Raw genomic sequence first — 26230 nt, forward strand, 5'->3', positions numbered from 1 at the left:
AAGGATCAACATGAAATTTCTCTGCGACTCGAACACCCTGGCCGACAACAGCAGTCGTGGTTTTGATGTGGACGGGCGGCCGCTGTTGGCCGTGCGCCGCGAGGGCCGGGTCTATGTCTACCAGAATCGCTGCCCGCACCGCGGCATCCCCCTGGAATGGCGTCCCGACCAGTTTCTCGACCCCAGCGCCAGCCTGATCCAGTGCGCAACCCACGGCGCGCTGTTCCTGATTGAAAGCGGTGAGTGCGTGGCCGGACCTTGCGCCGGGCAGTCACTGCTGGCGATCCCTTGCAAGGAAGACGCGCAGGGCATCTGGCTGACGCCGTGAGCCGCTAGAGCCGCACCGGCAACCGGCGATCGACGCGGATCTCCTCCGGCGTCAGGCTCACCCCATAGGCCAGCACCTCGACCCCGGCCGCCACCGCTTCACGCAGGGCCGCGGCATAACCCGGATCAATTTCCTCGGCCGGCCGCACCGCCTCGATGCCGGTCAGGTTCACGCAATACAGCTGCACCGCCCGCACACCTTCGCGTGCCAGGGTGGCCAGCTCGCGCAGATGCTTGGCGCCGCGCTGGGTCACCGCATCCGGAAAGGCCGCCACCGCCGTACCATCGAAGCCGAGGGTGACGCTTTTGACTTCGACAAACGCCGGCCCCGTCGGATAGTCGAGACGAAAGTCGATCCGGCTGTTCTCCTGACCGTAGGCCACTTCACGCTTCAAAGCGGTAAAACCGTTCAGTTCGCTGATGACCCCGGCGCGCAGGGCCTCCTCGACCAAAGGATTGGCCCGCGCGGTATTCACGCAGGCCAATCGCCCCTGGGGGGTTTCACCGATCTCCCAGGTGCCGGGCAACTTGCGCTTGGGGTCATTGGAGCGACTGAACCAGACCTGCCCGCCCGGCACCATGCAATTGAGCATCGAGCCGGTATTGGGACAGTGAATGGTCAGCAACTCGCCGGAGGCGGTTTCGATGTCCGCCAGGAAACGTTTGTAGCGCTGGATCAGACGACCTTCTTCGAGGGCAGGAGAAAAACGCATCAGCCTTGCCAGCTCCGCAGACCCCGGGCAATCCGCTCCACCGCCTGCTCAAGGCGCGGCAGGCTCTGGGTGTAGGCAAACCGCACATGATGGCTGGCCAGGTGACGACCGAAGTCCAGCCCCGGGGTAAAGGCCACATGTTCGGTTTCGAGGAAATGTCGGCAGAACGCGAAGGCATCACCGCCGAACGCGCTGATATCGGCGTACAAGTAGAAAGCGCCCTGGGGCTCCACGGCGATCCCGAAACCCAGCTCGCGCAACGCCGGCAAGAGGAAGTCGCGACGGCGCCCGAACTCGGCCCGGCGCTCTTCGAGAATGCTCAGGGTCGCCGGTTCGAAACAGGCCAGCGCCGCATGCTGGGCCATGCTCGGCGCACTGATGTAGAGGTTCTGCGCGAGTTTTTCCAGGTCCGCCACCGCTTCCGGCGGCGCCACCAGCCAGCCCAGCCGCCAGCCGGTCATGCCGAAATATTTGGAAAAGCTGTTGAGCACAAAGGCGCTGTCATCGACTTCCAGCACGCTGGCCGCATCGCAGCCGTAGGTCAGGCCGTGATAGATCTCGTCCACCACCAGATGGCCATGACGCTCCTTGAGCGCCGCCGACAGCGCCCCCAGTTCGTCCCGCGTCAGCAGGGTCCCGGTGGGGTTGGCCGGCGATGCCACCAGGGCGCCGACACTGTCCTGGTCCCAATGCCGTGCCACCAGGTCGGCGGTGAGCTGATAACGCACCTCAGGCCCGACCGGCACCAGTTGTGCCGCGCCCTCGACCAGGCGCAGGAAATGCCGATTGCACGGGTAGCCCGGATCGGCCAGCAGCCAGTGTTTACCGGGGTCCACCAGCAAACTGGTGGCCAACAGCAGCGCACCGGAACCACCCGGAGTGATCAAAATACGCTGCGGATCGATATCCAGCCCGTAACGCTGCTGATAAAAGCCTGCTATCGCCTCACGCAATTGCGGCAGCCCACGTGCCGCCGTATAACGGGTCTTACCCGTCTCCAGCGCGGCCTGGCCGGCGCGGATGATCGGCGCGGCGGTGGTGAAGTCCGGCTCACCGATCTCGAGGTGGATCACATCATGCCCGGCGGCCTGCAACTCATTGGCGCGCGCCAGCAGCGCCATCACATGAAAGGGTTCGATTGCGCGGCTGCGCGCGCTGTAGTGCTGAGTCATGGGCCTTCCTTGATTTGACGGGGAATGGGCGATAGACCGATTCTACCCAACCTCGATCACCCTGGAATGTTTAAAGCATCCTACGTTCCCCGGAAGATTGACTAAAATAAACAATTAACCATTGCTTCATGAAGCTGACGCCTTTCATCCGGCATATATTGGCCCGCTTCTTGTAGGAGGGGGACGTTCAGTCACGACGTTCGACTCGACAAGTCCAGCCTCGACAACCGGGAGTAGCGCACCCCGATTCGATCTGGTAAGTTCGCCCGCTTGCAGCCGCAGGGCCGGCAGGTGTCGGTGATGTTGAAATCCTGCGCAATGGATTAGAAGAGTAGAGGCGGTCCATTCATGCCCACCCAAGCAAAGCAGCAAAGCACTGAGCCAAAGATCGGCGGCTTCGAACCCTATGTTGAAAGCAAGGGCGAGGAGTACATGGGCGAGCCCATGCGCAAGCACTTCACCAAGATCCTGCAGAAATGGAAGCAGGAATTGATGCATGAAGTCGACCGTACCGTTGATCACATGAAGGACGAAGCGGCGAACTTTCCTGACCCGGCGGACCGTGCCAGCCAGGAAGAAGAGTTCAGCCTCGAACTGCGTGCCCGCGACCGCGAGCGCAAGCTGATCAAGAAAATCGACAAGACCCTGCAGCTCATCGAAGACGAAGAGTATGGCTGGTGCGAGTCCTGTGGCGTCGAGATCGGCATCCGCCGGCTGGAAGCCCGACCGACCGCCGACATGTGCGTCGACTGCAAGACCCTGGCGGAAATCAAGGAAAAACAGGTCGGCAAGTAGTCCCTGCCGAAACCTGAGCAAACGGAGCGTGCGAACGCTCCGTTTTCATTTGTGTCGCCGACGCGGCTTATCGCCTACGGATTCTCCAGTAATATCCGAACCATGACTGCCACCCCCGCCTATATCGGACGCTTCGCCCCCACGCCCAGCGGCCACTTGCATTTCGGTTCACTGGTCGCCGCCCTGGCCTCGTACCTCGACGCCCGCTCGGTCGGCGGACGCTGGCTGCTGCGCATGGAAGACCTCGACCCGCCGCGCGAAGAACCCGGCGCCCAAGCCTCGATCCTCGATACCCTGCAACGCTACGGCTTCGAATGGGACGGCGAACTGGTCCGCCAGAGCGAACGTCACGACGCCTATGCCCAGGTCCTCGAGCGCCTGTTCAGCCAGGGCCTGGCCTACGCCTGCACCTGCTCGCGCAAGGAGTTGGAGCCCTACCTGGGGATCTACCCGGGTTTGTGCCGCAATCTCGGCCACGGCATCGAGAATGCCGCCATTCGCCTGCGTGTGCCGGAGCTGAGCTACCGCTTCGAGGACCGGGTACAAGGTTCGTTCCAGCAGCACCTGGGCCGTGAGGCCGGCGATTTTGTGATCCGCCGCCGCGACGGGCTCTACGCCTACCAACTGGCGGTGGTGCTGGACGACGCCTGGCAAGGGGTGACCGATATCGTCCGCGGCGCCGACCTGCTGGACTCCACGCCACGCCAGCTCTACCTGCAGGAGCTGCTCGGACTGCCGCAGCCGCGTTACCTGCACGTGCCGCTGATCATCCAGCCGGATGGCCACAAACTCGGCAAGTCCTACCGCTCGCCGCCGCTGGCAGCCGACCAGGCAACCCCCTTGCTGATGCGCGCCCTGCGTACACTGGGGCAACACCCGCCCGCCGCACTGGAACAGGGCACGCCGCGGGAGGTGCTGGACTGGGGTATCGGCCATTGGGATGCCACACTGATTCCCAGGACAGCCACCCTCGCCGAAGCGCAATTGCACTGACGCCCCTTGCAGGTTGGCGCCCATCCGTTACCATCGCCGCACGTTTTCGGGCACGCACACAATAAAGAGAGGCCGGGATGTACATCTATCGCTTGGTCCTGCTGCTGGTGGTCGGGATCTACCTGTTCTCGCCGGCCATCATGGACTGGTGGATCGACGCCACCGGCGCCTGGTATCGCCCTTATCTGCTCTGGCTGATCCTGATCGTCGTGACCTTCATCCTGCAGAGCCAAAAAGATGCCGATGAGCTTTAGCCTGACCCAGATGCTGCTGATCAGCGCCGCGTACCTGCTGGCGTTGTTCGGCGTGGCCTGGATCAGTGAACGCGGGGTGATCCCACGCTCGATCATCCGCCACCCGCTGACCTACACCCTGTCCCTGGGCGTCTACGCCAGTGCCTGGGCGTTTTATGGCACGGTGGGCCTGGCCTACCAGTACGGCTATGGCTTTCTCTCCAGTTACCTCGGGGTTTCCGGCGCCTTCCTGCTGGCGCCGGTGCTGCTCTACCCGATCCTGAAGATCACCCGCACCTACCAGCTCTCGTCCCTGGCCGACCTGTTCGCCTTCCGCTTTCGCAGCACCTGGGCCGGCGCCCTGACCACGGTATTCATGCTGATCGGCGTACTGCCGCTGCTGGCGTTGCAGATCCAGGCGGTGGCCGACTCCATCGGCATCCTCACCCGCGAACCGGTGCAGCACCGGGTAGCCCTGAGCTTCTGCGCGCTGATCAGCCTGTTCACCATCTTCTTCGGCTCGCGGCATATCGCCACCCGGGAAAAACACGAAGGCCTGGTGTTCGCCATTGCCTTCGAGTCGGTGATCAAGCTGATCGCCATCGGCGGGGTTGGCCTCTACGCCTTGTACGGAGTGTTCGACGGCCCGCAGCAGCTCGAGCTCTGGCTGCTGCAGAACCAGACCGCCCTGGCCGCGTTGCACACGCCGTTGCAGGAAGGTCCGTGGCGCACCCTGCTGCTGGTGTTCTTCGCCTCGGCCATTGTGATGCCTCACATGTATCACATGACCTTCACCGAGAACCTCAACCCGCGCTCCCTGGTCAGCGCCAGCTGGGGCCTGCCGCTGTTCCTGCTGCTGATGAGCCTGGCGGTGCCGCTGATTCTCTGGGCCGGACTCAAGCTCGGCGCCACCACCAACCCGGAATACTTCACCCTCGGCATCGGCATTGCCGCCAACAACGAGGCCCTGGCCCTGCTGGCCTACGTCGGCGGACTCTCGGCCGCCAGCGGGCTGATTATCGTCACCACACTGGCACTGTCGGGCATGGCCCTGAACCACCTGGTGCTGCCGCTCTACCAGCCGCCGGCCGAAGGCAATATCTATCGCTGGCTGAAGTGGACGCGCCGTGCCCTGATCGTTGCCATCATCATGGCCGGCTATGGTTTCTACCTGCTGCTGGGCGCCGAGCAGGACCTCGCCAACCTCGGCATCGTCGCCTTTGTCGCGACCCTGCAATTCCTCCCCGGCGTGCTCTCGGTGCTGTACTGGCCGACCGCCAACCGGCGCGGTTTCATTGCCGGCCTGCTGGCGGGGATCCTGGTCTGGCTGGTGACCATGCTGCTGCCGTTGGTCGGCAATCTGCAGGGCTTCTATGTGCCGCTGCTGAACATGATCTATGTGCTCGACGACACCAGCTGGCATATGGCGGCCATCGCCTCCCTGGCGGCCAACGTGCTGATGTTCACCCTGATCTCGCTGTTCACCAGCGCCAGCCCCGAAGAGGCCAGCGCCGCCGAAGCCTGCGCGGTGGACAACGTGCGGCGCCCGCAACGCCGCGAGCTGCACGCCGCCTCTCCGCAGGAATTCGCTACCCAGCTGGCCAAGCCGCTGGGGGCCAAGGCCGCGCAGAAAGAGGTCGAACAGGCCCTGCGCGATCTCTACCTGCCCTTCGACGAGCGTCGCCCCTACGCCCTGCGCCGCCTGCGTGACCGCATTGAAGCCAACCTCTCCGGGCTGATGGGCCCGAGCGTGGCCCAGGACATGGTGGAGACCTTCCTGCCCTACAAGGCCGGTGGCGAAAGCTATGTCACCGAAGACATCCACTTCATCGAAAGCCGCCTGGAAGACTACCACTCGCGTCTCACCGGCCTTGCCGCCGAACTCGACGCCCTGCGCCGCTACCACCGCCAGACCCTGCAGGAACTGCCGATGGGCGTCTGTTCGCTGGCCAAGGACCAGGAGATCCTGATGTGGAACAAGGCCATGGAAGAGCTCACCGGGGTCGCCGCGCAACGCGTGGTCGGCTCACGCCTGGGCACCCTCGGCGAGCCGTGGAAGGATTTGCTGCAGGGTTTTATCAACCTGCCCGACGAACACCTGCACAAGCAGCACCTGGCCCTCGACGGCCAGACCCGCTGGCTGAACCTGCACAAGGCCGCCATCGACGAGCCACTGGCGCCGGGCAACAGCGGCCTGGTGCTGCTGGTCGAGGACCTCACCGAAACCCAGATGCTCGAAGACAAGCTGGTGCACTCCGAGCGGCTGGCGAGCATCGGTCGGCTGGCGGCCGGCGTGGCCCACGAGATCGGCAACCCGATCACCGGTATCGCCTGCCTGGCGCAGAACCTGCGCGAAGAGCGTGAGGACGATAGCGAACTGACCGAAATCAGCGGGCAGATCCTCGAACAGACCAAACGCGTCTCGCGCATCGTCCAGTCGCTGATGAGCTTCGCCCACGCCGGCAGTCACCAGCACAACGACGAAGCCGTCTGTCTGGCCGAGGTCGCCCAGGATGCCATTGGTCTGCTGGCCTTGAACCGGCGCAACTTCGAAGTACAGTTCTTCAACCTGTGCGATCCCGAGCACTGGGTCGACGGCGATTCCCAACGCCTGGCCCAGGTGCTCATCAACCTGCTCTCCAATGCCCGAGACGCCTCACCCGCGGGTGGTGCGGTGCGGGTCAAGAGCGAAGCTTTCGAACACACCGTCGACCTGATCGTCGAGGACGAAGGCACGGGTATCCCGAAGAACATCATGGACCGATTGTTCGAACCCTTCTTCACCACCAAGGATCCAGGCGAGGGCACCGGTCTGGGCCTTGCTCTGGTCTATTCCATCGTTGAAGAGCATTATGGACAAATCACCATCGACAGCCCGGCTGACATCCAAAGCCAACGTGGCACCCGTATCCGGGTCACCCTGCCGCGTCATGTCGAAGCGACGTCCGCTGTGAACTGAGACCGTCGAGAGAACCGAATCAATGCCGCACATTCTGATCGTCGAAGACGAAACCATTATCCGCTCCGCCCTGCGTCGCCTGCTGGAACGTAATCAGTACCAGGTCAGCGAAGCCGGTTCGGTGCAGGAAGCCCAGGAACGTTTCAGTATCCCCTCGTTCGACCTGATCGTCAGCGACCTGCGCCTGCCCGGCGCTCCCGGCACCGAGCTGATCAAGCTCGGCCAGGGCACCCCCGTGCTGATCATGACCAGCTACGCCAGCCTGCGCTCGGCCGTGGACTCGATGAAGATGGGCGCGGTGGACTACATCGCCAAGCCGTTCGACCACGACGAGATGCTCCAGGCCGTGGCCCGCATCCTCCGTGATCGCCAGGGCAACCAAGGCGCGCCGGCCGAGAAAGTCGCCGGCAAGGGCAATGGCGCGGCGGAAAAAGCCGGTGCCAACAACACCAATGGCGAAATCGGCATCATCGGCTCCTGTCCGCCGATGCAGGACCTCTACAGCAAGATCCGCAAAGTCGCGCCCACCGACTCCAACGTCCTGGTCCAGGGCGAGTCGGGTACCGGCAAGGAGCTGGTGGCCCGCGCCCTGCACAACCTGTCCAAGCGCGCCAAGGCGCCGATGATCTCGGTCAACTGCGCGGCGATTCCCGAAAGCCTGATCGAATCCGAACTGTTCGGCCACGAAAAAGGCGCCTTCACCGGGGCCAGCGCCGGTCGCGCCGGCCTGGTGGAAGCGGCGGACGGCGGCACGCTGTTCCTCGACGAAATCGGCGAGCTGCCCCTCGAAGCCCAGGCACGCCTGCTGCGGGTATTGCAGGAAGGCGAGATCCGTCGGGTCGGCTCGGTGCAGTCGCAGAAAGTCGATGTGCGCCTGATCGCCGCGACCCACCGCGACCTCAAGAGCCTGGCCAAGATCGGCCAGTTCCGCGAAGACCTTTACTATCGCCTGCACGTGATCGCCCTGAAGCTGCCGGCCTTGCGCGAGCGCGGCGCCGACGTCAACGAGATCGCCAATGCTTTCCTCGCCCGCCAGAGCGCACGAGTGGGTCGTACCGACCTGCGCTTCGCTCCCGACGCCGAGCAAGCCATCCGCCATTACTCCTGGCCGGGTAACGTCCGTGAACTGGAGAATGCGGTCGAGCGCGCGGTGATCCTGTGCGAAAGCCCGGAAATTTCCGCCGACCTGCTGGGCATCGACATCGAGCTCGGGGATCTGGAAGAGGAAGAATTCATCGGCCTGGTGCCGCAACAGGCCAGCGCCAGTAACGCCAGCCATGAGCCGACCGAGGACCTGTCACTGGAAGACTACTTCCAGCACTTCGTCCTCGAGCACCAGGACCATATGACCGAGACCGAACTGGCACGCAAACTCGGGGTCAGCCGCAAGTGCCTGTGGGAACGGCGCCAGCGCCTGGGCATTCCACGGCGCAAGACCGGGGTGGCCAGCGAGAGCTGAGCCGGGGGCGCCTCCACGGGTAACACTGCACCTTGTGAAAAAACTGTTACCCCGGGATTTTCACGTAACAAAAGCCGGGTCTATCGGTAACGAAGATCCGGCTTTTTTTCGCCTGAAAAAAACCGTTTTCTCGGGAAAACCCAATGTTTACGGGGTTTCGAAAAAGTTGGCACGGCACCTGCTATAGCTTTGGTACAAGAACAATAACAAGCACTGCACCAGACAATAAAAACAAGACGTATCGACTCACGCACAATAAAAACAACACGGCGAGAGGCGTAGCTAACTGATTCTTTTGGAGAAGTACTGTAATTGGGGCTTGCCCCGCGACCAGGCCGAGAACAACAAAAACTGCCCTCAAAGCAGCGCCTGAACTGGTTGGATCCTCTGGATCATTACACTGCAGCGATCAAAGCAATCCGTTTGCTCTTGGCTCCCGATTGGGAGAGCCCACTGGCTTGAAGCCTAGTGGCACAGGGCGATCAACAAAAACAAGAAGCCCGCAACCATAATAAAAATAGAGCACGCAACTACTTCTGGGGGAGCTTCGGCTCCCCTTGTAGTTTCCGCGATACCGACCCGCCCGTCCCACGCCTCCCCTCGATTGATTGATTGGCAGCCTTCGCAACGCCTGCAACAGGCCCTCTGGCAGGGTCCCTGGCCGATACTGCGGCGGCTTCCTACACCATCCCTCGACTAAATGCTAGAATCCTCGCCCATCGTGCGGTCATTCTTTGAGGTGGCCGAATATTCCTTCAAACAGTGCCTCCCATGCTGAAGAAGCTGTTCCAGTCATTACGTTCTCCCTCGCGTCGAACGCAACATAAACGCAGCACCCCTGAAGTGCTCAACAGTGGCCAGCACTCGCTGCAAAAGGCCCAGTTCAGCCGGTATGCGGTCAACATCGTCGAACGCCTGCAGAACGCCGGTTACCAGGCCTATCTGGTCGGCGGTTGCGTGCGCGACATGCTGCTCAACATCACGCCCAAGGATTTCGACGTCGCCACCAGCGCCACGCCGGAGCAGATCCGCGCCGAATTCCGCAACGCCCGGATCATCGGGCGTCGCTTCAAGCTGGTGCATATCCACTTCGGTCGGGAAATCATCGAAGTCGCGACCTTTCGCGCCAACCACCCGCAAGACGAAGACGAGGACAGCAATCAGTCCTCGCGTAACGAAAGCGGGCGGATTCTGCGCGACAACGTCTACGGCACCCTCGAAGACGACGCCCAGCGCCGCGACTTCACCATCAACGCCCTGTATTACGATCCGGTCAGCGAGCGCATCCTCGACTACGCCAACGGCGTGCACGATATCCGCAATCGCCTGATCCGCCTGATCGGCGACCCGACCCAGCGTTACCAGGAAGACCCGGTACGGATGCTGCGGGCCGTGCGTTTCGCCGCCAAGCTGGACTTCGGTATCGAGAAGCACACCGTCGCGCCGATTCGCAAGCTGGCACCGATGCTCCGCGAGATCCCGTCCGCGCGCCTGTTCGAAGAAGTGCTCAAGCTGTTCCTCTCGGGATATGCCGCCGACACCTTCGAAATGCTGGTCGACCTCAAGCTGTTCGAGCCGCTGTTCCCGGCCAGCTTCGAGGCCCTGGAACACAATCCGACCTACACCCATACGCTGATCAGCGAAGCCTTGGTCAACACCGACCTGCGCATCCAGCAGAACAAGCCGGTGACCCCGGCGTTCCTGTTTGCCGCGCTGCTCTGGCCGGCGTTGCCGGGTCGTGTGCTGCGCTTGCAGGCGAAGGGCATGCCGCCGATTCCGGCGATGCAGGAAGCCGCCCACGAGTTGATCAGCGAACAGTGCCAGCGCATTGCGATTCCAAAGCGCTTCACCCTGCCGATCCGCGAGATCTGGGACATGCAGGAACGCCTGCCACGGCGCAGCGGCAAACGTGCCGACCTGCTGCTGGACAACCCGCGTTTTCGTGCCGGCTACGACTTCCTGCTGCTGCGCGAAACCGCCGGCGAAGAGACCGATGGCCTGGGCGAATGGTGGACGGACTACCAGGATGCCAATGACGCCGGTCGACGCGACATGATCCGTGACCTGGGCAGCAAGGACGACGGTACCGGCAGCGGTCCGCGCAAACGTCGACGCAGCACCGCCGGCAAGCGCAAGCGTGCCGCTGGTACGGACGAGTAAGTCGATGGAACACGTGTATATCGGGCTGGGCAGCAACCTGGCGGACCCGGCGGAGCAATTGCGCAACGCCGTCCAGGCCCTGGGGCAACTGCCCGACACCGTGCTGGCGGGCGTTTCCGCGTTCTACCAGAGCGATTCGCTGCTGCCCGGTCAGCCGCGCTACACCAATGCCGTCGTCGCCCTCGACAGCGACCTGACGCCCCTGGCGCTGCTGGATGCGCTGCAAGCCATCGAAATCGACCAGGGTCGCGAACGGCATGAGCGCTGGGGGCCGCGCACCCTTGACCTGGATATCCTGTTGTTCGGTGAGCGGCTGATCGACGAGCCGCGCCTGAAGGTCCCGCATTACCATATGCAGGCCCGGGCGTTCGTGCTCTACCCCCTGGCGGAACTGGCTCCGGCAGATTTGCAGCTGGCCGATGGCCGCAGCCTCAAGGCGCTGCTGGCGGATTGCCCGTTCGTCGGCCTGGAACGCCTGCAGCCCTCCCACTGCTGAATCGCATCAGTTACGCCGGTAACACTCCCGGCGTAACATTGCGGTAACACACACGATTGACTTCCCCAGTTCTCCTCACGACTATAGGCGTCCCGTTGCCGCCTCTGCGGCGTTTGAAGGGCGCAATCCAGGCTTTGCAAGCACGACATCAGAACGTGCGCCTGTATACACGACGAATCACGCGCGTTACTCGCAGTCATTTGCACGGCGCCTAATGAGGACTTTTTCATGCCAGACATTACCCTGACCACCCTGCAAGGCCTCAAGCAAAAGGGTGAAAAAATCACCATGCTGACCTGCTACGACGCCACCTTCGCCCACGCCAGCTGCGCGGCCGGTGTCGAAGTGCTGCTGATCGGCGATTCGCTGGGCATGGTTACCCAAGGGCATGACAGCACGCTGCCCGTTACCGTCGCCGATATCTGCTATCACACGGCCAGTGTCAAACGCGGCAACCAGGGCGCCTTCATCATTGCCGACCTGCCGTTCATGGCCTACGCCACCCTCGAGCAGACCTTTCACAACAGCGGCCTGTTGATGCAAGCCGGTGCGCATATGGTCAAGGTCGAAGGCGCCGCCTGGCTCGCCGAATCCATCCGCCAGTTGGCCGAACGCGGCGTCCCGGTGTGCGTGCACATGGGCCTGACCCCACAGTCGGTGAACATCTTCGGCGGCTACAAGGTCCAGGGCCGCGGCGAAGCCCAGGCCCGGCAGATGCGCGCCGACGCCATCGCCCTGGAACAGGCCGGCGCGGCCATGATCCTGCTTGAATGCGTGCCGAGCGAACTGGCCGCGGAAATCACCCAGGCGGTGAAGGTCCCGGTGATCGGCATCGGTGCCGGCAGCGCCACCGACGGCCAGGTCCTGGTCCTGCACGACATGCTCGGCCTGTCCATCAGCGGTCGCGTGCCCAAGTTCGTGAAGAACTTCATGGCCGGCCAGGACAGCCTGCATGGCGCCCTGAGTGCCTACGTCAGTGAGGTCAAGGCCGTCACTTTCCCTGGGATCGAACACGGATTCAGTGCATGAACACAGTCAAGACCGTTCTCGAACTGCGCGCCGCCGTGGCGCGCGCCCGCGGCGAAGGCAAGCGCATCGGTTTCGTGCCGACCATGGGCAACCTGCACAGCGGCCACGCGGCCCTGGTGACCAAGGCTGCGCAACGGGCGGACTTCGTGGTGGCGAGCATTTTCGTCAACCCGCTGCAATTCGGCGCCAACGAAGACCTCGACAAGTACCCACGGACCCTCGCCGCCGACCAGGAGAAACTGCTCCAGGCCGGTTGCCATCTGCTGTTCGCCCCCAGTGTCGAGGAAATGTACCCCGGCGGCATGGGCGGCCAGACTCGCGTCAGCGTCCCGCAACTCTCCGAAGGCCTGTGCGGCGCCAGCCGTCCCGGGCATTTCGAAGGGGTGGCGACCGTGGTCAGCAAGCTGTTCAACATGGTCCAGCCGGACCTGGCGGTGTTCGGCCAGAAGGACTTCCAGCAACTGGCGGTGATCCGGCAGTTGGTGCATGACCTGAACATGCCGATCCAGATCATCGGCGAACCGACCGTGCGCGCCGCCGACGGCCTGGCGCTGTCCTCGCGCAACGGCTTTCTCGACGAAGAACAGCGGGCCAAGGCACCCGCGCTGTATCGCAGCCTGAAGCAGATCGCCGAAGCCATAGAACAGGGCGAACGCGACTACCCCAAGCTACTGGCCGAACAGACCCGGCAGATCGAAAGCGCCGGCTTCCGGCCCGACTACCTGGAAATCCGCCACGCCCTGAACCTGCGCCCGGCGACGCCCGAGGACCGTGACCTGGTGATCCTGGTCGCCGCCTTCCTCGGCACCACACGCCTGATCGACAACCTGCACCTGAACCTCGACAGCCCGGCCTGACCGCCCGATTGCCCGGCCCCACGGCTTCGGGCAAACTGCCGCCGCCCGGCGCCACGCAGCACACATGCGTGGCGCCGCACGAGGATCCGACGAAGGAAGCACCCCATGCACGCCATCATGCTCAAAGCCAAACTGCATCGCGCCGAAGTCACCCACGCGGTGCTCGATTACGAAGGTTCCTGCGCCATCGACGGCGAGTGGCTGGACCTGGCCGGGATCCGTGAATACGAACAGATCCAGATCTACAACGTCGACAACGGCGAGCGTTTCACCACCTACGCCATTCGCGGCGAGGAAGGCTCGCGGATCATCTCGGTAAACGGTGCCGCCGCCCACAAGGCCGGCGTCGGCGACCGGGTGATCATCTGCGCCTACGCCCATTACAGCGAAGCCGAACTGGTGGATTTCAAACCGCGCATGCTGTACATGGCCCCGGGCAACGAACTGAGCCACACCAGCCACTCGATTCCGGTGCAGGTCGCCTGATCACCATCCAAACGTATACGCGAAAACGCCTTTCGTCCCCGAGAGTGCGAAAAAGTACCGAGTAAAGGTCAGACAAAGCCAAGACAGATGCAGGCGCGAGCGGTACTGTAATCGCCCCTGCCTCATTCAACCGTGCTGATGCAGGTTGCCGGACACTGCCAGAGACAAAAGCAGGACGTTCCGGCGTTTCTGGTGTCCAAAAAGCCAAATGTCCAAAAGGCAGCTCTCGTAAAAGGAAACCCGCAGCGATGGCGTACTACCGCACTCCTCACGACGTGACCACCCTGCCCGCCTGGCAGGCGCTGAACCAACACCGCGACAACATGCACGATTTCAGCATGCGCGAAGCTTTCAATGCCGATCCGCAGCGCTTCAATCAGTTCACCCTCAGCAGCTGCGGGTTGTTCCTCGACTACTCCAAGAACCTGATCACCCAGGAAACCCGCAACCTGCTGGTGGGCCTGGCCAATGAAGTCGACCTGCAAGGCGCGATCAAGTCGCTGTTTGCCGGTGAACTGGTCAACGCCTCCGAAGGTCGCCCGGCCCTGCACACCGCCCTGCGCCGCCCGGTGGGCGACAAGCTCTCGGTCAACGGCGTCAACGTGATGCCCGACGTGCACAAAGTGCTGAACCAGATGACCGAGCTGGTCGGAAAAATCCACGACGGCCTGTGGCGCGGCTACAGCGAAAAACCGATCACCGACGTGGTGAACATCGGTATCGGTGGTTCGTTCCTGGGGCCGGAGCTGGTGTCCGAGGCGTTGCTGTCCTACGCCCATAAAGGTGTGCGCTGCCATTACCTGGCGAATATCGATGGCAGTGAATTCCATGAGCTGTCCGCCAAGATCCGCGCCGAGACCACCCTGTTCATCGTCTCGTCGAAAACCTTCACCACCCTTGAAACCCTGAAGAATGCCCGTGCCGCCCGTGATTGGTACCTGGCCCAGGGCGGCTCCGAAGCGGAGCTGTACAAGCACTTCATCGCGGTCTCGAGCAACAACGCCGCGGCCGTGGCCTTCGGCATCCGTGAAGAGAACATCTTCCCGATGTGGGACTGGGTCGGCGGGCGTTACTCGCTGTGGTCGGCCATCGGCTTGCCGATCGCCCTGGCCATCGGCATGTCGAACTTCAAGGAGCTGCTGTCCGGTGCCTACACCATGGACCAGCATTTCCAGACCGCGCCGTTCGAACAGAACATGCCGGTGCTGCTGGCCCTGCTGGGTGTCTGGTACGGCAACTTCTGGGGTGCGCAGAGCCATGCGATCCTGCCGTACGACCACTACCTGCGCAATATCACCAAGCACCTGCAGCAGCTGGATATGGAATCCAACGGCAAGAGCGTGCGCCAGGACGGCACGCCGGTGTCCACCGATACCGGTCCGGTGATCTGGGGCGGCGTCGGCTGCAACGGCCAGCATGCATACCACCAGTTGCTGCACCAGGGCACCCAGTTGATCCCGGCCGACTTTATCGTGCCAATCGTCAGCTTCAACCCGGTTGCCGACCACCATCAGTGGCTGTACGCCAACTGCCTGTCCCAGAGCCAGGCGCTGATGCTCGGCAAGACCCGCGACGAAGCGGAACGCGAGCTGCGTGACAAGGGCTTGAGCGAAGCCGAGGTGCAGAAACTGGCACCGCACAAGGTGATCCCGGGCAACCGTCCGAGCAACACCCTGGTGGTCGAGCGTATCAGCCCGCGTCGTCTCGGCGCCCTGGTGGCGATGTACGAACACAAGGTCTTCGTGCAGAGCGTGATCTGGGGCATCAACGCCTTCGACCAATGGGGCGTTGAGCTGGGCAAGGAACTGGGCAAGGGCGTCTACAACCGCCTGACCGGCAGCGAAGAGTCCTCGGCCGAAGATGCTTCGACCCAGGGCCTGATCAACTACTTCCGCGGTCGTCATCGCGGTTGATAGCAGCCTCCCGGGCAGCCCCATCTGCCCGGGACACCACCGAACCTGTAGGAGCAGGGCTTGCCCGCGAAGCTTTTGGCGGCTTCGAAGGCCCCTTCGCGGGCAAGCCCTGCTCCTACAAGGACCGGGTTAAGACAGTGGCATCCCGGGCGTCTGGGCCCGGGAGGCCAGCCGGTGCAGGTTCGACCTTTTTATCCGCTTGAACCCCGCCACAACAGAGCGCACCCTTGAGACTTGTCGTAGACAAGAACAAGGAAACGCCATGTTCGATCTTCGCACCTTCCCCAAGGCCGACGCCGTGCGTCAGGCCGCGCAATTGAGCCAGGACGACTACCGGCGCCTCTACCGCCAGTCCATCGACCAACCCGATACCTTCTGGGCCGAACAGGCCAAACGTTTTCTCGACTGGTCCAGACCCTGGGACAGCGTCCAGCACTGGGACCTGCGTACCGGCCAGGCCAGCTGGTTCGCCGGCGCGCAATTGAATGTCAGCTACAACTGCATCGACCGCCATCTCGACAGCCGTGGCGACCAGATCGCCCTGGTCTGGGAAGGCGACAACCCCAGCGAATCGGCGCAGATCACCTACCGCAAACTGCACCACAACGTCTGCCGCCTGGCCAATGTGCTCAAGGCCCGTGGCGTGAACAAAGGCGACCGGGTGTGCATCTACATGCCGATGATTCCCGAAGCCGCCTACGCCATGCTCGCCTGCGCGCGCCTCGGCGCCATCCACTCGGTGGTCTTCGGCGGTTTTTCCCCCGATGCCCTGCGCGACCGCATCCTCGATGCCGACTGCCGCACGGTGATCACCGCCGATGAAGGCGTGCGCGGCGGCAAATACATACCCCTCAAGCAGAATGTCGACCAGGCGCTGCTCAGTTGCCCGAATGTCAGCACCGTGCTGGTGGTGGAACGCACCCAGGCCGAGGTGAACTGGGTAGCGGACCGCGACCTCTGGTACCACGAAGCCCTGCACGGTATCAGCGCCGACTGCCCCTGCGAACCGATGGGCGCCGAAGACCCGCTGTTCATCCTCTACACCTCCGGCAGCACCGGCAAACCCAAAGGGGTATTGCACAGCACCGGCGGCTACCTGCTGCAGGTCGCCATGACCTTCCAGTACGTGTTCGACTATCGCCCCGGCGAAGTCTTCTGGTGCACCGCCGATGTCGGCTGGGTCACCGGCCACAGTTATATCGTCTACGGCCCGCTGGCCAACGGCGCGACCAGCCTGATCTACGAAGGCGTGCCGAACTATCCGGACTCCTCGCGTTTCTGGCAGGTCATCGACAAGCACCAGGTGAATATCTTCTACACCGCGCCCACCGCCCTGCGCGCCCTGATGCGCGAAGGCCCGGCACCGCTGGAAAACACCTCGCGGGCTAGCCTGCGCCTGCTCGGCAGTGTCGGCGAGCCGATCAACCCGGAAGCCTGGGAGTGGTATTTCAATGCCGTCGGCGAGCAACGCTGCCCCATCGTCGACACCTGGTGGCAGACCGAGACCGGCGGCATCATGCTCACCCCGCTGATCGCCAACAGCCGGATCAAGCCCGGCTGCGCGACCCAGCCGATGTTCGGCGTGCTGCCGGTCCTGCTGGATGAGCAAGGTCAGGAAATCAGTGGCGCCGGCAGCGGCGTATTCGCCCTGAAAAGCAGTTGGCCAGGGCAGATCCGCAGCGTCTATGGCGACCCGCAGCGTATGCTCGAAACCTATTTCAAGCCCTATCCCGGTTACTACTTCACGGGCGACGGCGCCCGCCGCGACGAGGACGGCGACTACTGGATCACCGGTCGTATCGATGATGTGATCAACGTCTCCGGCCACCGTATCGGCACCGCCGAAGTGGAAAGCGCCCTGGTGCTGCATGATAGCGTCGCCGAAGCCGCCGTGGTCGGTTATCCCCACGACCTCAAGGGCCAGGGCCTGTATGCCTTCGTCACCCCGATGAAAGGCGTCGAGGCAGACGACACGCTGAAAAAGGCGCTGCTGGCCCTGGTCGGCAAGGAAATCGGCAGCTTTGCCAAGCCGGACCTGATCCAGTGGGCCCCGGCCTTGCCGAAAACCCGCTCGGGCAAGATCATGCGGCGTATCCTGCGCAAGATCGCCAGCAACGAGCTGGACAGCCTCGGCGACACCTCGACCCTGGCCGACCCGAGCGTGGTCGATGGCCTGATCGAGCAACGCCTCAATCCCTGAACCCCGGGCGGTGGACGTTGTTTCCCGCCCTATTGACCGAGCCAGCATGGAATTCCTTCGCCGCCGCATCGAAACCCAGCTTATGAGCCTGACCGGCCTGTCCCTGGGCATGCTCGACCTGGAAAACCCCAAGGGCGACCCCGGCCTCTTCGGCCCGGACTCGGTGAGCTGGCAGGTGCATGGCGACTTCAGCAGCATGCTGATCGGCGGCATCAGCGCGCTGATGCTGCAAGCCCTGCACCCGCTGGCCCTGGCCGGTGTCTGGGACCATTCGAACTTTCGCCAGGACATGCTCGGGCGCTTGCGGCGCACCAGCCAGTTCATTGCCGGGACCACCTTCGGCTCGCGCAAGGACGCCGAGTGGTTGATCGACAAGGTCCGCACCATCCACCTGCAGGTGGTCGGCACCGCGCCGGATGGCCGGCCTTACGCCGCCAGCGACCCGGAGCTGTTGACCTGGGTGCATGTGGCCGAGGTCAGCAGCTTTCTCAAGGCCCATCTGCGCTACTGCAACCCGCAGCTGTCGCCGGCGGACCAGGACCGCTACTACGATGAAATCGCCGTGATCGCCGAACGCCTGGGCGCACAGGATGTACCCCGCTCACGCCAGGCCATCGCCGACTACCTGCAACGCATGCGCCCGCAACTGCTCTGCGATACCCGCAGCCGCGAAGTGTTGCGCCTGCTGCTGGCCGCCCCCGCCCCGAGTCGCCTGGCCCAACCGTTCGGCAGCCTGATGATGCAGGCCGGTATCGACCTGCTGCCGGACTGGGCCGGCGAGATGCTCGGCCAGTCGCAAAACCCGCTGCAACGCCAGGTCATCCGGGCCGGCGTCAAGCGCAGCGCGCCGTTGTTGCGCTGGGCCATGCGCAACGGTTCCGCCCAGCGCGCCAAACGCCGCATGGGCCTGATCCCCTGAAGGCTGGTAAACTCCCGCGCCAAATCCGACCCCAAGGCGCCGAGCATGTCTTCCTTGAACCAGGCGCTGCGCGCCGCCCTCGATCATCGCCAGGCACTGCTCGCCGAGCTGCACGGCCAGGGCACCGATTGCTATCGCCTGTTCCACGGCAGCCAGGAAGGTGCCGGCGGCCTGACCATCGACCGCTACGGCCCGCAGTTGATGGTGCAGACCTTCCACCAGACCCTGGAACGCGAAGACCTGCTCGCCCTGCACACGGCCATCAACCAGCATCTGGAACTGGACACCCTGCTGGTCTACAACGACCGCTCCCGGGGCAACTCGCGGATCGATCGTGAAGACCCGGTCTATCGCGCCGACGAAGCCGCCCTCGCCGACCTGGTCGGTCATGAGGGCGGCCTGAACTACCGCGTCCGTGGCCGTCACGCCGGCCAGGACCCGCTGCTGTTCCTCGACCTGCGCAACGCCCGCGCCTGGGTCCGCCAGCACAGCGCCGGCAAGAGCGTGCTGAACCTCTTCGCCTACACCTGTGGCGTCGGCCTCAGCGCCGCGGCCGGCGGTGCCCGGGAGGTCTGCAACCTGGACTTCGCCGAGGGCAACCTGGCGGTCGGCCGGGAGAACGGCCAGCTCAACCCGCACCTGCCGGAGATGGACTTCATCCAGTCCGACTACTTCCCCGCCATCCGCCAGCTCGCCGGCCTGCCCATCAGCCAGCGGCGCGGGCAGAAGCTGCCCAGCTACCAGCGCCTGGAACAGCGCCAGTACGACCTGGTGCTGCTCGACCCGCCCGCCTGGGCCAAGAGCGCCTTCGGTACCGTCGACCTGCTGCGCGACTACCAGAGCCTGCTCAAGCCGGCCCTGCTGGCGACCGCCGACAACGGTGTGCTGATCTGCTGCAACAACCTGGCGAAAGTCAGCCTGGAAGACTGGCGCGAACAGGTCCTGCGTTGCGCGGAAAAAGCCGGGCGTCCGGTGCGTGAATGGCAAGTGCTGGCCCCTGCCGCCGACTTCCCTTCCCGCGACCTGCAACCGCCATTGAAGACCCTGGTTTTGCACCTGTAGGAACCACTCGCAAACACCCACTTTTACGCAGCAACAAGGGGCTTGCTTCGGAACCGCAAACGCATGCCATACTCCAAGGCACCTCCACCAAGAGAGACGACGCCTCACATGCCCAAAGGATTGAAACGCGCCCTCGGCGCCTTGTTGACCGGCCTCGCGCTGTACACCGTGCTCGGGTTCCTGATCATTCCCGGGGTTGGCCTGCGTATCGCCAACCAGCAACTGGCGCACTACGCCACGGTGCCCGCCAGCCTGCAGCGCCTGGAGTTCAATCCTTTCAGTCTCGAGCTGACCCTGTGGGGGCTGAATATCGGTGAACCGGGCAAGGAACAGGTCGCGTTCGAGCGTCTCTACGTCAACCTGCAGATCGACAGTCTCTGGACCCACGCCCTGCACCTGGTCGACATCCAGCTGGACAAGCCCAACACCGAGGTGACATTCAGCAAGGACGGCACCCTGAACCTCGCCCAGCTGTTCAAGCTGCCGCCCAGCGAACCGACCCCGGCCGACCCCAATAGCAAGCCGTTCCCGGTGCGCATCGACCAGATCGAACTGGCCGGCGGGCGCCTGCATTTCCAGGACCTGCGCCCCAACGAGCCGATCGAATTCACCTACACCCCCATGGACCTGGCGCTGAAGAACCTCAGCACCCTGCCTGAAGACAACGCCGCCATGACCCTGGTGGCCATCGGTGGCGATAGCGGACGGATCGACTGGAAAGGCAACTTCAGCCTGGTGCCAGTGGCTTCCGAGGGCTCGCTGAAGATCAGCGACAGCCATATGAAAGGCTGGTGGCCCTATGTGCGCGATGCCCTGCCGCTGGTACTCGAGGACGGTGTCATCAACCTCAGCACCGACTACAAGTTCAGCCTCGCCAAAGACACCGAGCTGCTGCTGAGCAACACCGCCGTCAGCGTCGCGCCCTTCGCCATGAAGGCGCCGGATGGGCGCCCGCTGGTACGCCTGGAGCGCCTGGACGTCAGCGAAACCAGCGTCGACCTGGCCAAGCAGCAGGTCGTGGTCGGCAAGATCCGCAGCAACAAGCTCGAAACCTGGGCCGCCCGCGAGAAGGACGGGCAACTCGACTGGCAGAAACTCTTCGCCTCACAACCGGCCAAACCGGCGCCCAAGGAAGCACCGGCGGCTTCCGACACGGCCAAGACCGAACCGCCAGCGCCGAGCAAGCCCTGGCAGGTCCTGCTCAAGGATGTGCAACTGCGCGACTACCGCGTGCACCTGGCCGACCGCGCGCCGAAAACCCAGGTGGCCCTGGAGCTCGGTCCGCTGAACCTGGACCTGGAAAACTTCGACAGCCTCAACCAGTCACCCTTCACCCTCAAGCTCGACACCGGGCTGGGCAAGCAGGGCAAGATTCTCGCCAGCGGCGAAGTCAACCTGAGCCCGATCAGCGCCAAGCTCAAGGTCAATACCCAGGACATCGACCTGCGGGTGGCCCAGGCCTATGTCGAACCGTTCATGCGCCTGGAAGTGCGCAGCGGCATGCTCGGCAGCGATCTCGCGGTCAATCTGAAAAGCGTCGACCCGCTGGCCTTCAGCGTGACCGGCAAGGCCCAGGTCGACCAGTTGCAGACCCTCGACACCCTCAAGAGCCGCGACTTCGTGAAGTGGCAGAAGCTGACGATCGATGGCCTGAGCTATCAGCACGGTGACAGCTTGTCGATCGACAAGGTCAACCTGCTGCAACCCTATGCCCGCTTCATGATCAACGACGATCGCACCACCAACATCGATGACCTGCTGATCCCGCAACCGCCGGCGAGCAAGTCGGCGGAAAAAGCCAAGGCGCAACCCACGGCATCCAGCAGCAAGCCGCTGGGTATCCACATTGGCGGTATTGCCATCAATGACGGCTCGGCCAACTTCGCCGACTTCAGCCTGACCCCGCACTTCGCCACGGCGGTCCAGCAGCTCAACGGCCAGATCGGCACCATCGACAGCCGCCAGCCGAAACCGGCCGGCGTCGATATCAACGGCAAGGTCGATCGTTATGCGCCGGTCACCATCAAGGGCGCGGTGAACCCGTTCGACCCGATGGCCAGCCTGGATATCGCCACCAGCTTCAAGCGCGTCGAGCTGACCACGCTGACCCCCTACTCCGGCAAGTTCGCCGGCTACCGCATCCGCAAGGGCCGGCTCAATCTCGACGTGCACTACCTGATCACCAAGGGCCAGCTGAAAGCCGAAAACAAACTGGTGGTCGAACAACTGCAACTGGGTGAGAAAGTCGACAGCCCGGATGCCGTGGACCTGCCGATCAAGCTGGCGATTGCCCTGCTCAAGGACTCCGACGGCAACATCTCCATCGAACTGCCGGTGAGCGGCGACCTCAACAACCCGCAGTTCAGCGTGATGCCGATCATCTGGCAGACCCTGCGCAACCTGATCGTGCGGGCCGCCACCGCGCCCTTCAAGTTCATTGGCGGGCTGATCTCCGGGGGCGACACCCAGGACCTCAGCAACGTGTCCTTTGCTCCCGGCTCCAGCGAGCTGAGCAGCGATGCCCAGTCGTCCCTGACCAAGCTGGCGGCGGCCCTGAAGGAGCGTCCCAACCTGCGCCTGGAAATCGAAGGCACCGCGGCCCAGAGCAGTGACGGCGCGTTGATCGCCCAGCAGCGCCTGGATCGCGAATACCAGGCCACCTACTACAAGATGCTCCAGCGTCGCGGCGACAAGGTGCCGGCCCAGGCCTCGATGCTCCAGGTGCCGGAAGGAGAGAAAGCGCCGATGCTCGAAGGCATCTACCGCACCCTGCTCAAGCAGCAACCGCCTGCCGAGTGGGCCAAGCTGGGTAACGACGAACGTAGCGCCAAACTGAAGGCCGGGGTGATCACAGCCTGGAGCGGCAATGAGCCGCTGCTGCGCAAGCTCGGCCAGGACCGCGCCAGCAGCATCAAGGACTTCCTGGTGGACAAGGGCCAGTTGGCCGATGACCGCGTGTACCTTATCGACGCCAACCTCGGCGATGCGCAGAAAGATGGCAGTGTCGTGACCCCGTTGCATCTGGATAGCGAGTAAGCATGCTCAAGCCCGTGATGTTCAGCCTGGCGCTGGCGCTGCTCGCCGGCCAGGCCCAGGCCGACACCCTGCGTTGCGGCAGCCAGTTGATCAGCGTGGGGGATCGCAAGTCGGAAGTGCTCGGCAAATGCGGCGAGCCGCGCTCCCAGGACCTGGTGGGCTATCAGCGCAGCTTCGACCGGCGCACCGAGGTGCAGATCGAAGAGTGGGTCTATCCGCAGAGCGGTGGCATGGTCCAGTACCTGCGCTTTGTCGGCGGACGCCTGGAGCGTATCGACAGCAAGCGCGGTAACTGACAACCCATAATAAAACAGGCCCCGACACACTGCGTCGGGGCCTGTAGTTGGTCACTCCCTGTGACCCATCGCCTGAACCTCGAGGCTCGGCAAGCGTACTGCAACACTACTTGCTTCACCCTAAAGCGGGTTCAAGCGAGATCCTTGTGCGTTACTCGGTTTTCAAGCCAGCGGCCGAAACGTCTTTGACCCCTTTGATTTTCTTGGTGATGCTCACCGCGGTGTCTTTCTGTGCGGAGGTCACTGGGGTCATGGACGACAGGGAAACCACACCTTTGTTGGTTTCAACCTTGATGTCGGTACCCGGGATGCCTTTTTCGGTGACCAGGTCAGCTTTGACCTTGGTGGTGATCCAGGTGTCGGAAGTCTCTTCCTTGGCCTTGGTGACTTCACCAGCCGCGACAACCATTGGAGCCTGAGAAGTCGGTTGAGCGGCAAATGCGGCATTGGCCAAGGTCAGGGTCAGGGCGGTGGCAGTGGCAGTGGCAGTGGCGGCAGCGATAGCGAACTTCTTCATACAAATAACTCCTGTTCTTCTGGAAAAGTCTGCGCCTCGATCCTGGCGGCAGGGTTATCTGTAAGGTTGCAGGCGCTGTGCCAACCCACGAAAACAAAATAAAACTATAAAAATCAATAAGTTAAAACAAACTATAAAAATCGGAATCGTGCAGATTGCATGACCGGCCGCCAAACTGCATGCAAGTTGCGGGTTTGCGCGGCGAGCCCCCCACTGAAACATCGGGCTTTTCCAGCGCCCATAAAAAAAGCACCCCGAAGGGTGCCTTTTTCAGCGAGAAGTCAAAGCGCGATTAAACGCCCGACGCCTTGGCTGCTGCAACGTCCTTGATGGACAGCTTGATACGGCCGCGGTTGTCCACGTCCAGTACCAGCACTTCCACTTCCTGGCCTTCTTTCAGGATATCGGTCACTTTCTCTACGCGAGCGTCGCTCAGCATCGAGATGTGAACCAGACCGTCCTTGCCTGGCAGGATGTTGACGAATGCGCCGAAGTCGACGATGCGCTCAACCTTACCGACGTAGATCTTGCCGATTTCAGCTTCCGCGGTGATGCCCAGGACGCGCTGACGAGCCGCTTCAGCCGCTTCCTTGGTTTCGCCGAAGATCTTGATCGAGCCGTCGTCTTCGATGTCGATCGAAGCCTTGGTCTCTTCACAGATCGCACGAATGGTCGCGCCGCCTTTACCGATGACATCACGGATTTTGTCGGTGTCGATTTTCATCGCGATCATGGTCGGAGCATTTTCCGACAGCTCGGTGCGGGACTGACCAATGATCTGGTTCATCTGGCCGAGGATGTTCAGGCGCGCTTCCAGGGCCTGGCCCAGGGCGATCTCCATGATCTCTTCGGTGATGCCCTTGATCTTGATGTCCATCTGCAGCGCGGTGACGCCTTTGGCGGTACCGGCTACCTTGAAGTCCATGTCGCCGAGGTGGTCTTCGTCACCCAGGATGTCGGTCAGGATGGCGAATTTCTCGCCTTCTTTGACCAGACCCATGGCGATACCGGCAACCGGCGCCTTCATCGGCACACCGGCGTCCATCAGGGCCAGGGAAGCGCCACAGACCGAAGCCATGGAGCTCGAACCGTTGGACTCGGTGATTTCCGAAACCACGCGGATGGTGTACGGGAATTCAGCGGCATCCGGCAGCATGGCCTGGACCGAACGACGGGCCAGACGACCGTGACCGATTTCACGACGACCCGCACCGCCCATGCGACCACACTCACCGACCGAGAACGGCGGGAAGTTGTAGTGCAGCATGAAGGGGTCTTTTTTCTCGCCTTCCAGGGTATCCAGCAGCTGTGCATCACGGGCAGTACCCAATGTTGCAACAACCAGCGCCTGGGTTTCACCACGGGTGAACAGGGCCGAACCGTGGGTCTTGGGCAGAACACCGACTTCGATGTTCAGCGGACGTACGGTCTTGGTGTCGCGGCCGTCGATACGTGGCTTGCCGTTGACGATGTTTTCGCGAACGGTGCGGTATTCGATTTCGCCGAAAGCGGCTTTCACTTCGCTGGAGGAAGGCTGGCCTTCTTCACCGGACAGTTTGGCAACCACCTGGTCTTTCAGCTCGCCCAGACGCGCGTAACGGTCGGCCTTGACGGTGATGGTGTAGGCCTGGGAGATCGCGTCGCCGAACTCGGCACGGATCGCGCCCAGCAGGGCTGTGGCTTCTGGAGCGGCAGCCCAGGTCCAGGTTGGCTTGGCAGCTTCGGCGGCCAGTTCCTTGACAGCCTGGATAACCACTTGGAATTCGTCGTGGGCGAACAGCACGGCGCCCAGCATCTGGTCTTCGGTCAGCTCTTTGGCTTCCGATTCAACCATCAGTACCGCTTCCGAGGTACCGGCAACGACCATGTCCAGGCTCGAGGCTTTCTGCTGCTCGTAAGTCGGGTTCAGCAGGTAGCCGGTGCTTTCGTGGAAAGCCACGCGCGCGGCGCCGATCGGGCCATCGAAAGGAATACCGGAGATGGCCAGGGCTGCCGAGGTACCGATCATCGCAGCGATGTCCGGATCGGTCTTCTTGCTGGTGGAAACGACGGTGCAGACAACCTGCACTTCGTTCATGAAACCTTCAGGGAACAGCGGGCGGATCGGACGGTCGATCAGGCGCGAAGTCAGGGTTTCTTTTTCGGAAGGACGGCCTTCACGCTTGAAGAAGCCACCAGGGATCTTGCCGGCGGCGTAGGTTTTTTCCTGGTAGTGCACGGACAGCGGGAAGAAGCCTTTGCTTGGATCCGCTTGCTTGGCACCGACAACGGTCACCAATACGCTGACGTCGTCGTCAACGGTGACCAATACTGCGCCGGAAGCCTGACGGGCGATACGGCCTGTCTCGAGGGTGACGGTCGACTGACCGAACTGGAATTTTTTGATGACCGGGTTCACGGTGTCCTACCTTCTTTTGTGGCTCTTGGGGAACTTGTCTTCTTGCGAAATTCTTGGGCAACGCCGGGAATCGGCCCGACTGTCATTGTCCGGGTGCTGTCTTCGGGTAAAGCAGGTGCTCAGATAAAACTTGAGGCTGGAAGCTTGCCATGCGCCGGCGGGAAACCCGCTGACGCACAGCAAACAACCAACCTCATAGCGCAATCGCTG

General features: G+C 62.9%; 21 protein-coding genes. 17 read left to right on the forward strand and 4 right to left on the reverse strand.

Annotated features, from left to right (window positions below):
• Window positions 1-10: 10 nt before the first annotated feature.
• Window positions 11-328 (forward strand): Rieske (2Fe-2S) protein, encoded by a 318-nt coding sequence (locus M5C56_RS08395; RefSeq protein ID WP_103495466.1) that lies wholly within the window; start codon window positions 11-13, stop codon window positions 326-328.
• 4 nt (window positions 329-332) lie between these two features.
• Here M5C56_RS08395 and sfsA read toward each other — a convergent pair whose 3' ends face one another.
• Entirely contained in the window at window positions 333-1040 is a 708-nt protein-coding gene (gene sfsA, locus M5C56_RS08400; protein ID WP_103495467.1) for a DNA/RNA nuclease SfsA, read from the reverse strand.
• On the reverse strand, window positions 1040-2212 hold the full coding sequence (locus M5C56_RS08405; protein ID WP_103495468.1) for a pyridoxal phosphate-dependent aminotransferase: 1173 nt from the start codon (window positions 2210-2212) through the stop codon (window positions 1040-1042). Before M5C56_RS08405 ends, sfsA begins: the two co-directional genes overlap by 1 nt.
• Before the next feature lie 348 nt (window positions 2213-2560).
• On the opposite strand from M5C56_RS08405, the gene dksA reads away from it, so the two are divergent.
• From dksA to M5C56_RS08485, 16 genes are all read left to right on the forward strand, one after another.
• Complete coding sequence (dksA, locus tag M5C56_RS08410; RefSeq protein WP_100939578.1) at window positions 2561-3007, forward strand: RNA polymerase-binding protein DksA; 447 nt, start codon at window positions 2561-2563, stop codon at window positions 3005-3007.
• Between the two features lie 102 nt (window positions 3008-3109).
• Window positions 3110-4000, forward strand: coding sequence for a tRNA glutamyl-Q(34) synthetase GluQRS (gene gluQRS, locus M5C56_RS08415; protein WP_103495469.1), 891 nt, complete (start codon window positions 3110-3112; stop codon window positions 3998-4000).
• Window positions 4001-4077: 77 nt separating this feature from the next.
• Window positions 4078-4254 carry a hypothetical protein gene (locus tag M5C56_RS08420; RefSeq protein WP_003176118.1) on the forward strand — a complete coding sequence of 59 codons (177 nt, stop codon included), beginning with the start codon at window positions 4078-4080 and terminating at the stop codon, window positions 4252-4254.
• On the forward strand, window positions 4238-7192 hold the full coding sequence (locus tag M5C56_RS08425; RefSeq protein WP_247263093.1) for a sensor histidine kinase: 2955 nt from the start codon (window positions 4238-4240) through the stop codon (window positions 7190-7192). The genes M5C56_RS08420 and M5C56_RS08425 overlap by 17 nt, the downstream gene beginning before the upstream one ends.
• 22 nt (window positions 7193-7214) lie before the next feature.
• Window positions 7215-8651 (forward strand): sigma-54 dependent transcriptional regulator, encoded by a 1437-nt coding sequence (locus M5C56_RS08430; RefSeq protein ID WP_103495471.1) that lies wholly within the window; start codon window positions 7215-7217, stop codon window positions 8649-8651.
• 771 nt (window positions 8652-9422) lie between these two features.
• Window positions 9423-10811 carry a polynucleotide adenylyltransferase PcnB gene (locus M5C56_RS08435; protein ID WP_103495472.1) on the forward strand — a complete coding sequence of 463 codons (1389 nt, stop codon included), beginning with the start codon at window positions 9423-9425 and terminating at the stop codon, window positions 10809-10811.
• A gap of 4 nt (window positions 10812-10815) precedes the next feature.
• Window positions 10816-11307 carry a 2-amino-4-hydroxy-6-hydroxymethyldihydropteridine diphosphokinase gene (gene folK / locus M5C56_RS08440; RefSeq protein WP_103495473.1) on the forward strand — a complete coding sequence of 164 codons (492 nt, stop codon included), beginning with the start codon at window positions 10816-10818 and terminating at the stop codon, window positions 11305-11307.
• A 228-nt stretch (window positions 11308-11535) separates the two neighbouring features.
• Window positions 11536-12336, forward strand: a complete 801-nt coding sequence (gene panB, locus M5C56_RS08445; protein ID WP_103495474.1) for a 3-methyl-2-oxobutanoate hydroxymethyltransferase — start codon at window positions 11536-11538, stop codon at window positions 12334-12336.
• A complete protein-coding gene (gene panC, locus M5C56_RS08450) occupies window positions 12333-13193 on the forward strand; it encodes a pantoate--beta-alanine ligase (RefSeq protein ID WP_103495475.1) in 861 nt (286 codons plus the stop codon). Before panB ends, panC begins: the two co-directional genes overlap by 4 nt.
• Window positions 13194-13298: 105 nt before the next feature.
• Window positions 13299-13679: an aspartate 1-decarboxylase gene (gene panD / locus M5C56_RS08455; protein ID WP_040064140.1), complete on the forward strand. Its 381-nt coding sequence runs from the start codon at window positions 13299-13301 to the stop codon at window positions 13677-13679.
• A 248-nt stretch (window positions 13680-13927) separates the two neighbouring features.
• Window positions 13928-15592, forward strand: a complete 1665-nt coding sequence (pgi, locus tag M5C56_RS08460) for a glucose-6-phosphate isomerase (protein WP_103495476.1) — start codon at window positions 13928-13930, stop codon at window positions 15590-15592.
• Window positions 15593-15854: 262 nt separating this feature from the next.
• On the forward strand, window positions 15855-17792 hold the full coding sequence (gene acs / locus M5C56_RS08465; RefSeq protein WP_103495477.1) for an acetate--CoA ligase: 1938 nt from the start codon (window positions 15855-15857) through the stop codon (window positions 17790-17792).
• Between the two features lie 46 nt (window positions 17793-17838).
• Entirely contained in the window at window positions 17839-18711 is an 873-nt protein-coding gene (locus M5C56_RS08470) for an oxygenase MpaB family protein (protein ID WP_103495478.1), read from the forward strand.
• A 45-nt stretch (window positions 18712-18756) separates the two neighbouring features.
• Complete coding sequence (locus M5C56_RS08475; protein WP_103495479.1) at window positions 18757-19773, forward strand: class I SAM-dependent methyltransferase; 1017 nt, start codon at window positions 18757-18759, stop codon at window positions 19771-19773.
• Window positions 19774-19881: 108 nt separating this feature from the next.
• Complete coding sequence (locus M5C56_RS08480) at window positions 19882-22809, forward strand: DUF748 domain-containing protein (protein WP_103495480.1); 2928 nt, start codon at window positions 19882-19884, stop codon at window positions 22807-22809.
• A gap of 2 nt (window positions 22810-22811) precedes the next feature.
• On the forward strand, window positions 22812-23105 hold the full coding sequence (locus tag M5C56_RS08485; RefSeq protein ID WP_103495481.1) for a DUF2845 domain-containing protein: 294 nt from the start codon (window positions 22812-22814) through the stop codon (window positions 23103-23105).
• A 151-nt stretch (window positions 23106-23256) separates the two neighbouring features.
• Here the strand turns inward: M5C56_RS08485 and M5C56_RS08490 are convergent, their stop codons facing one another.
• Together M5C56_RS08490 and pnp are read right to left on the reverse strand one after the other, a co-directional pair.
• Window positions 23257-23622, reverse strand: a complete 366-nt coding sequence (locus M5C56_RS08490; protein WP_103495482.1) for a BON domain-containing protein — start codon at window positions 23620-23622, stop codon at window positions 23257-23259.
• A 292-nt stretch (window positions 23623-23914) separates the two neighbouring features.
• On the reverse strand, window positions 23915-26020 hold the full coding sequence (gene pnp, locus M5C56_RS08495) for a polyribonucleotide nucleotidyltransferase (protein ID WP_103495483.1): 2106 nt from the start codon (window positions 26018-26020) through the stop codon (window positions 23915-23917).
• Window positions 26021-26230 lie beyond the last annotated feature (210 nt).

The sequence above is a fragment of the Pseudomonas sp. MWU13-2862 genome (assembly GCF_023242495.1).
Lineage (GTDB): Bacteria > Pseudomonadota > Gammaproteobacteria > Pseudomonadales > Pseudomonadaceae > Aquipseudomonas > Aquipseudomonas gingeri_D.

Coding starts and splice junctions, on each gene's coding strand:
- M5C56_RS08470 (WP_103495478.1), top strand. CDS start 17,839: ATGGAATTCCTTCGCCGCCGCATCGAAACCCAGCTTATGAGCCTGACC.
- M5C56_RS08435 (WP_103495472.1), top strand. CDS start 9,423: ATGCTGAAGAAGCTGTTCCAGTCATTACGTTCTCCCTCGCGTCGAACG.
- panC (WP_103495475.1), top strand. CDS start 12,333: ATGAACACAGTCAAGACCGTTCTCGAACTGCGCGCCGCCGTGGCGCGC.
- M5C56_RS08485 (WP_103495481.1), top strand. CDS start 22,812: ATGCTCAAGCCCGTGATGTTCAGCCTGGCGCTGGCGCTGCTCGCCGGC.
- acs (WP_103495477.1), top strand. CDS start 15,855: ATGTTCGATCTTCGCACCTTCCCCAAGGCCGACGCCGTGCGTCAGGCC.
- pgi (WP_103495476.1), top strand. CDS start 13,928: ATGGCGTACTACCGCACTCCTCACGACGTGACCACCCTGCCCGCCTGG.
- M5C56_RS08395 (WP_103495466.1), top strand. CDS start 11: ATGAAATTTCTCTGCGACTCGAACACCCTGGCCGACAACAGCAGTCGT.
- M5C56_RS08480 (WP_103495480.1), top strand. CDS start 19,882: ATGCCCAAAGGATTGAAACGCGCCCTCGGCGCCTTGTTGACCGGCCTC.
- sfsA (WP_103495467.1), bottom strand. CDS start 1,040: ATGCGTTTTTCTCCTGCCCTCGAAGAAGGTCGTCTGATCCAGCGCTAC.
- M5C56_RS08405 (WP_103495468.1), bottom strand. CDS start 2,212: ATGACTCAGCACTACAGCGCGCGCAGCCGCGCAATCGAACCCTTTCAT.
- panD (WP_040064140.1), top strand. CDS start 13,299: ATGCACGCCATCATGCTCAAAGCCAAACTGCATCGCGCCGAAGTCACC.
- M5C56_RS08475 (WP_103495479.1), top strand. CDS start 18,757: ATGTCTTCCTTGAACCAGGCGCTGCGCGCCGCCCTCGATCATCGCCAG.
- folK (WP_103495473.1), top strand. CDS start 10,816: ATGGAACACGTGTATATCGGGCTGGGCAGCAACCTGGCGGACCCGGCG.
- gluQRS (WP_103495469.1), top strand. CDS start 3,110: ATGACTGCCACCCCCGCCTATATCGGACGCTTCGCCCCCACGCCCAGC.
- dksA (WP_100939578.1), top strand. CDS start 2,561: ATGCCCACCCAAGCAAAGCAGCAAAGCACTGAGCCAAAGATCGGCGGC.
- M5C56_RS08430 (WP_103495471.1), top strand. CDS start 7,215: ATGCCGCACATTCTGATCGTCGAAGACGAAACCATTATCCGCTCCGCC.
- panB (WP_103495474.1), top strand. CDS start 11,536: ATGCCAGACATTACCCTGACCACCCTGCAAGGCCTCAAGCAAAAGGGT.
- M5C56_RS08490 (WP_103495482.1), bottom strand. CDS start 23,622: ATGAAGAAGTTCGCTATCGCTGCCGCCACTGCCACTGCCACTGCCACC.
- M5C56_RS08420 (WP_003176118.1), top strand. CDS start 4,078: ATGTACATCTATCGCTTGGTCCTGCTGCTGGTGGTCGGGATCTACCTG.
- M5C56_RS08425 (WP_247263093.1), top strand. CDS start 4,238: ATGCCGATGAGCTTTAGCCTGACCCAGATGCTGCTGATCAGCGCCGCG.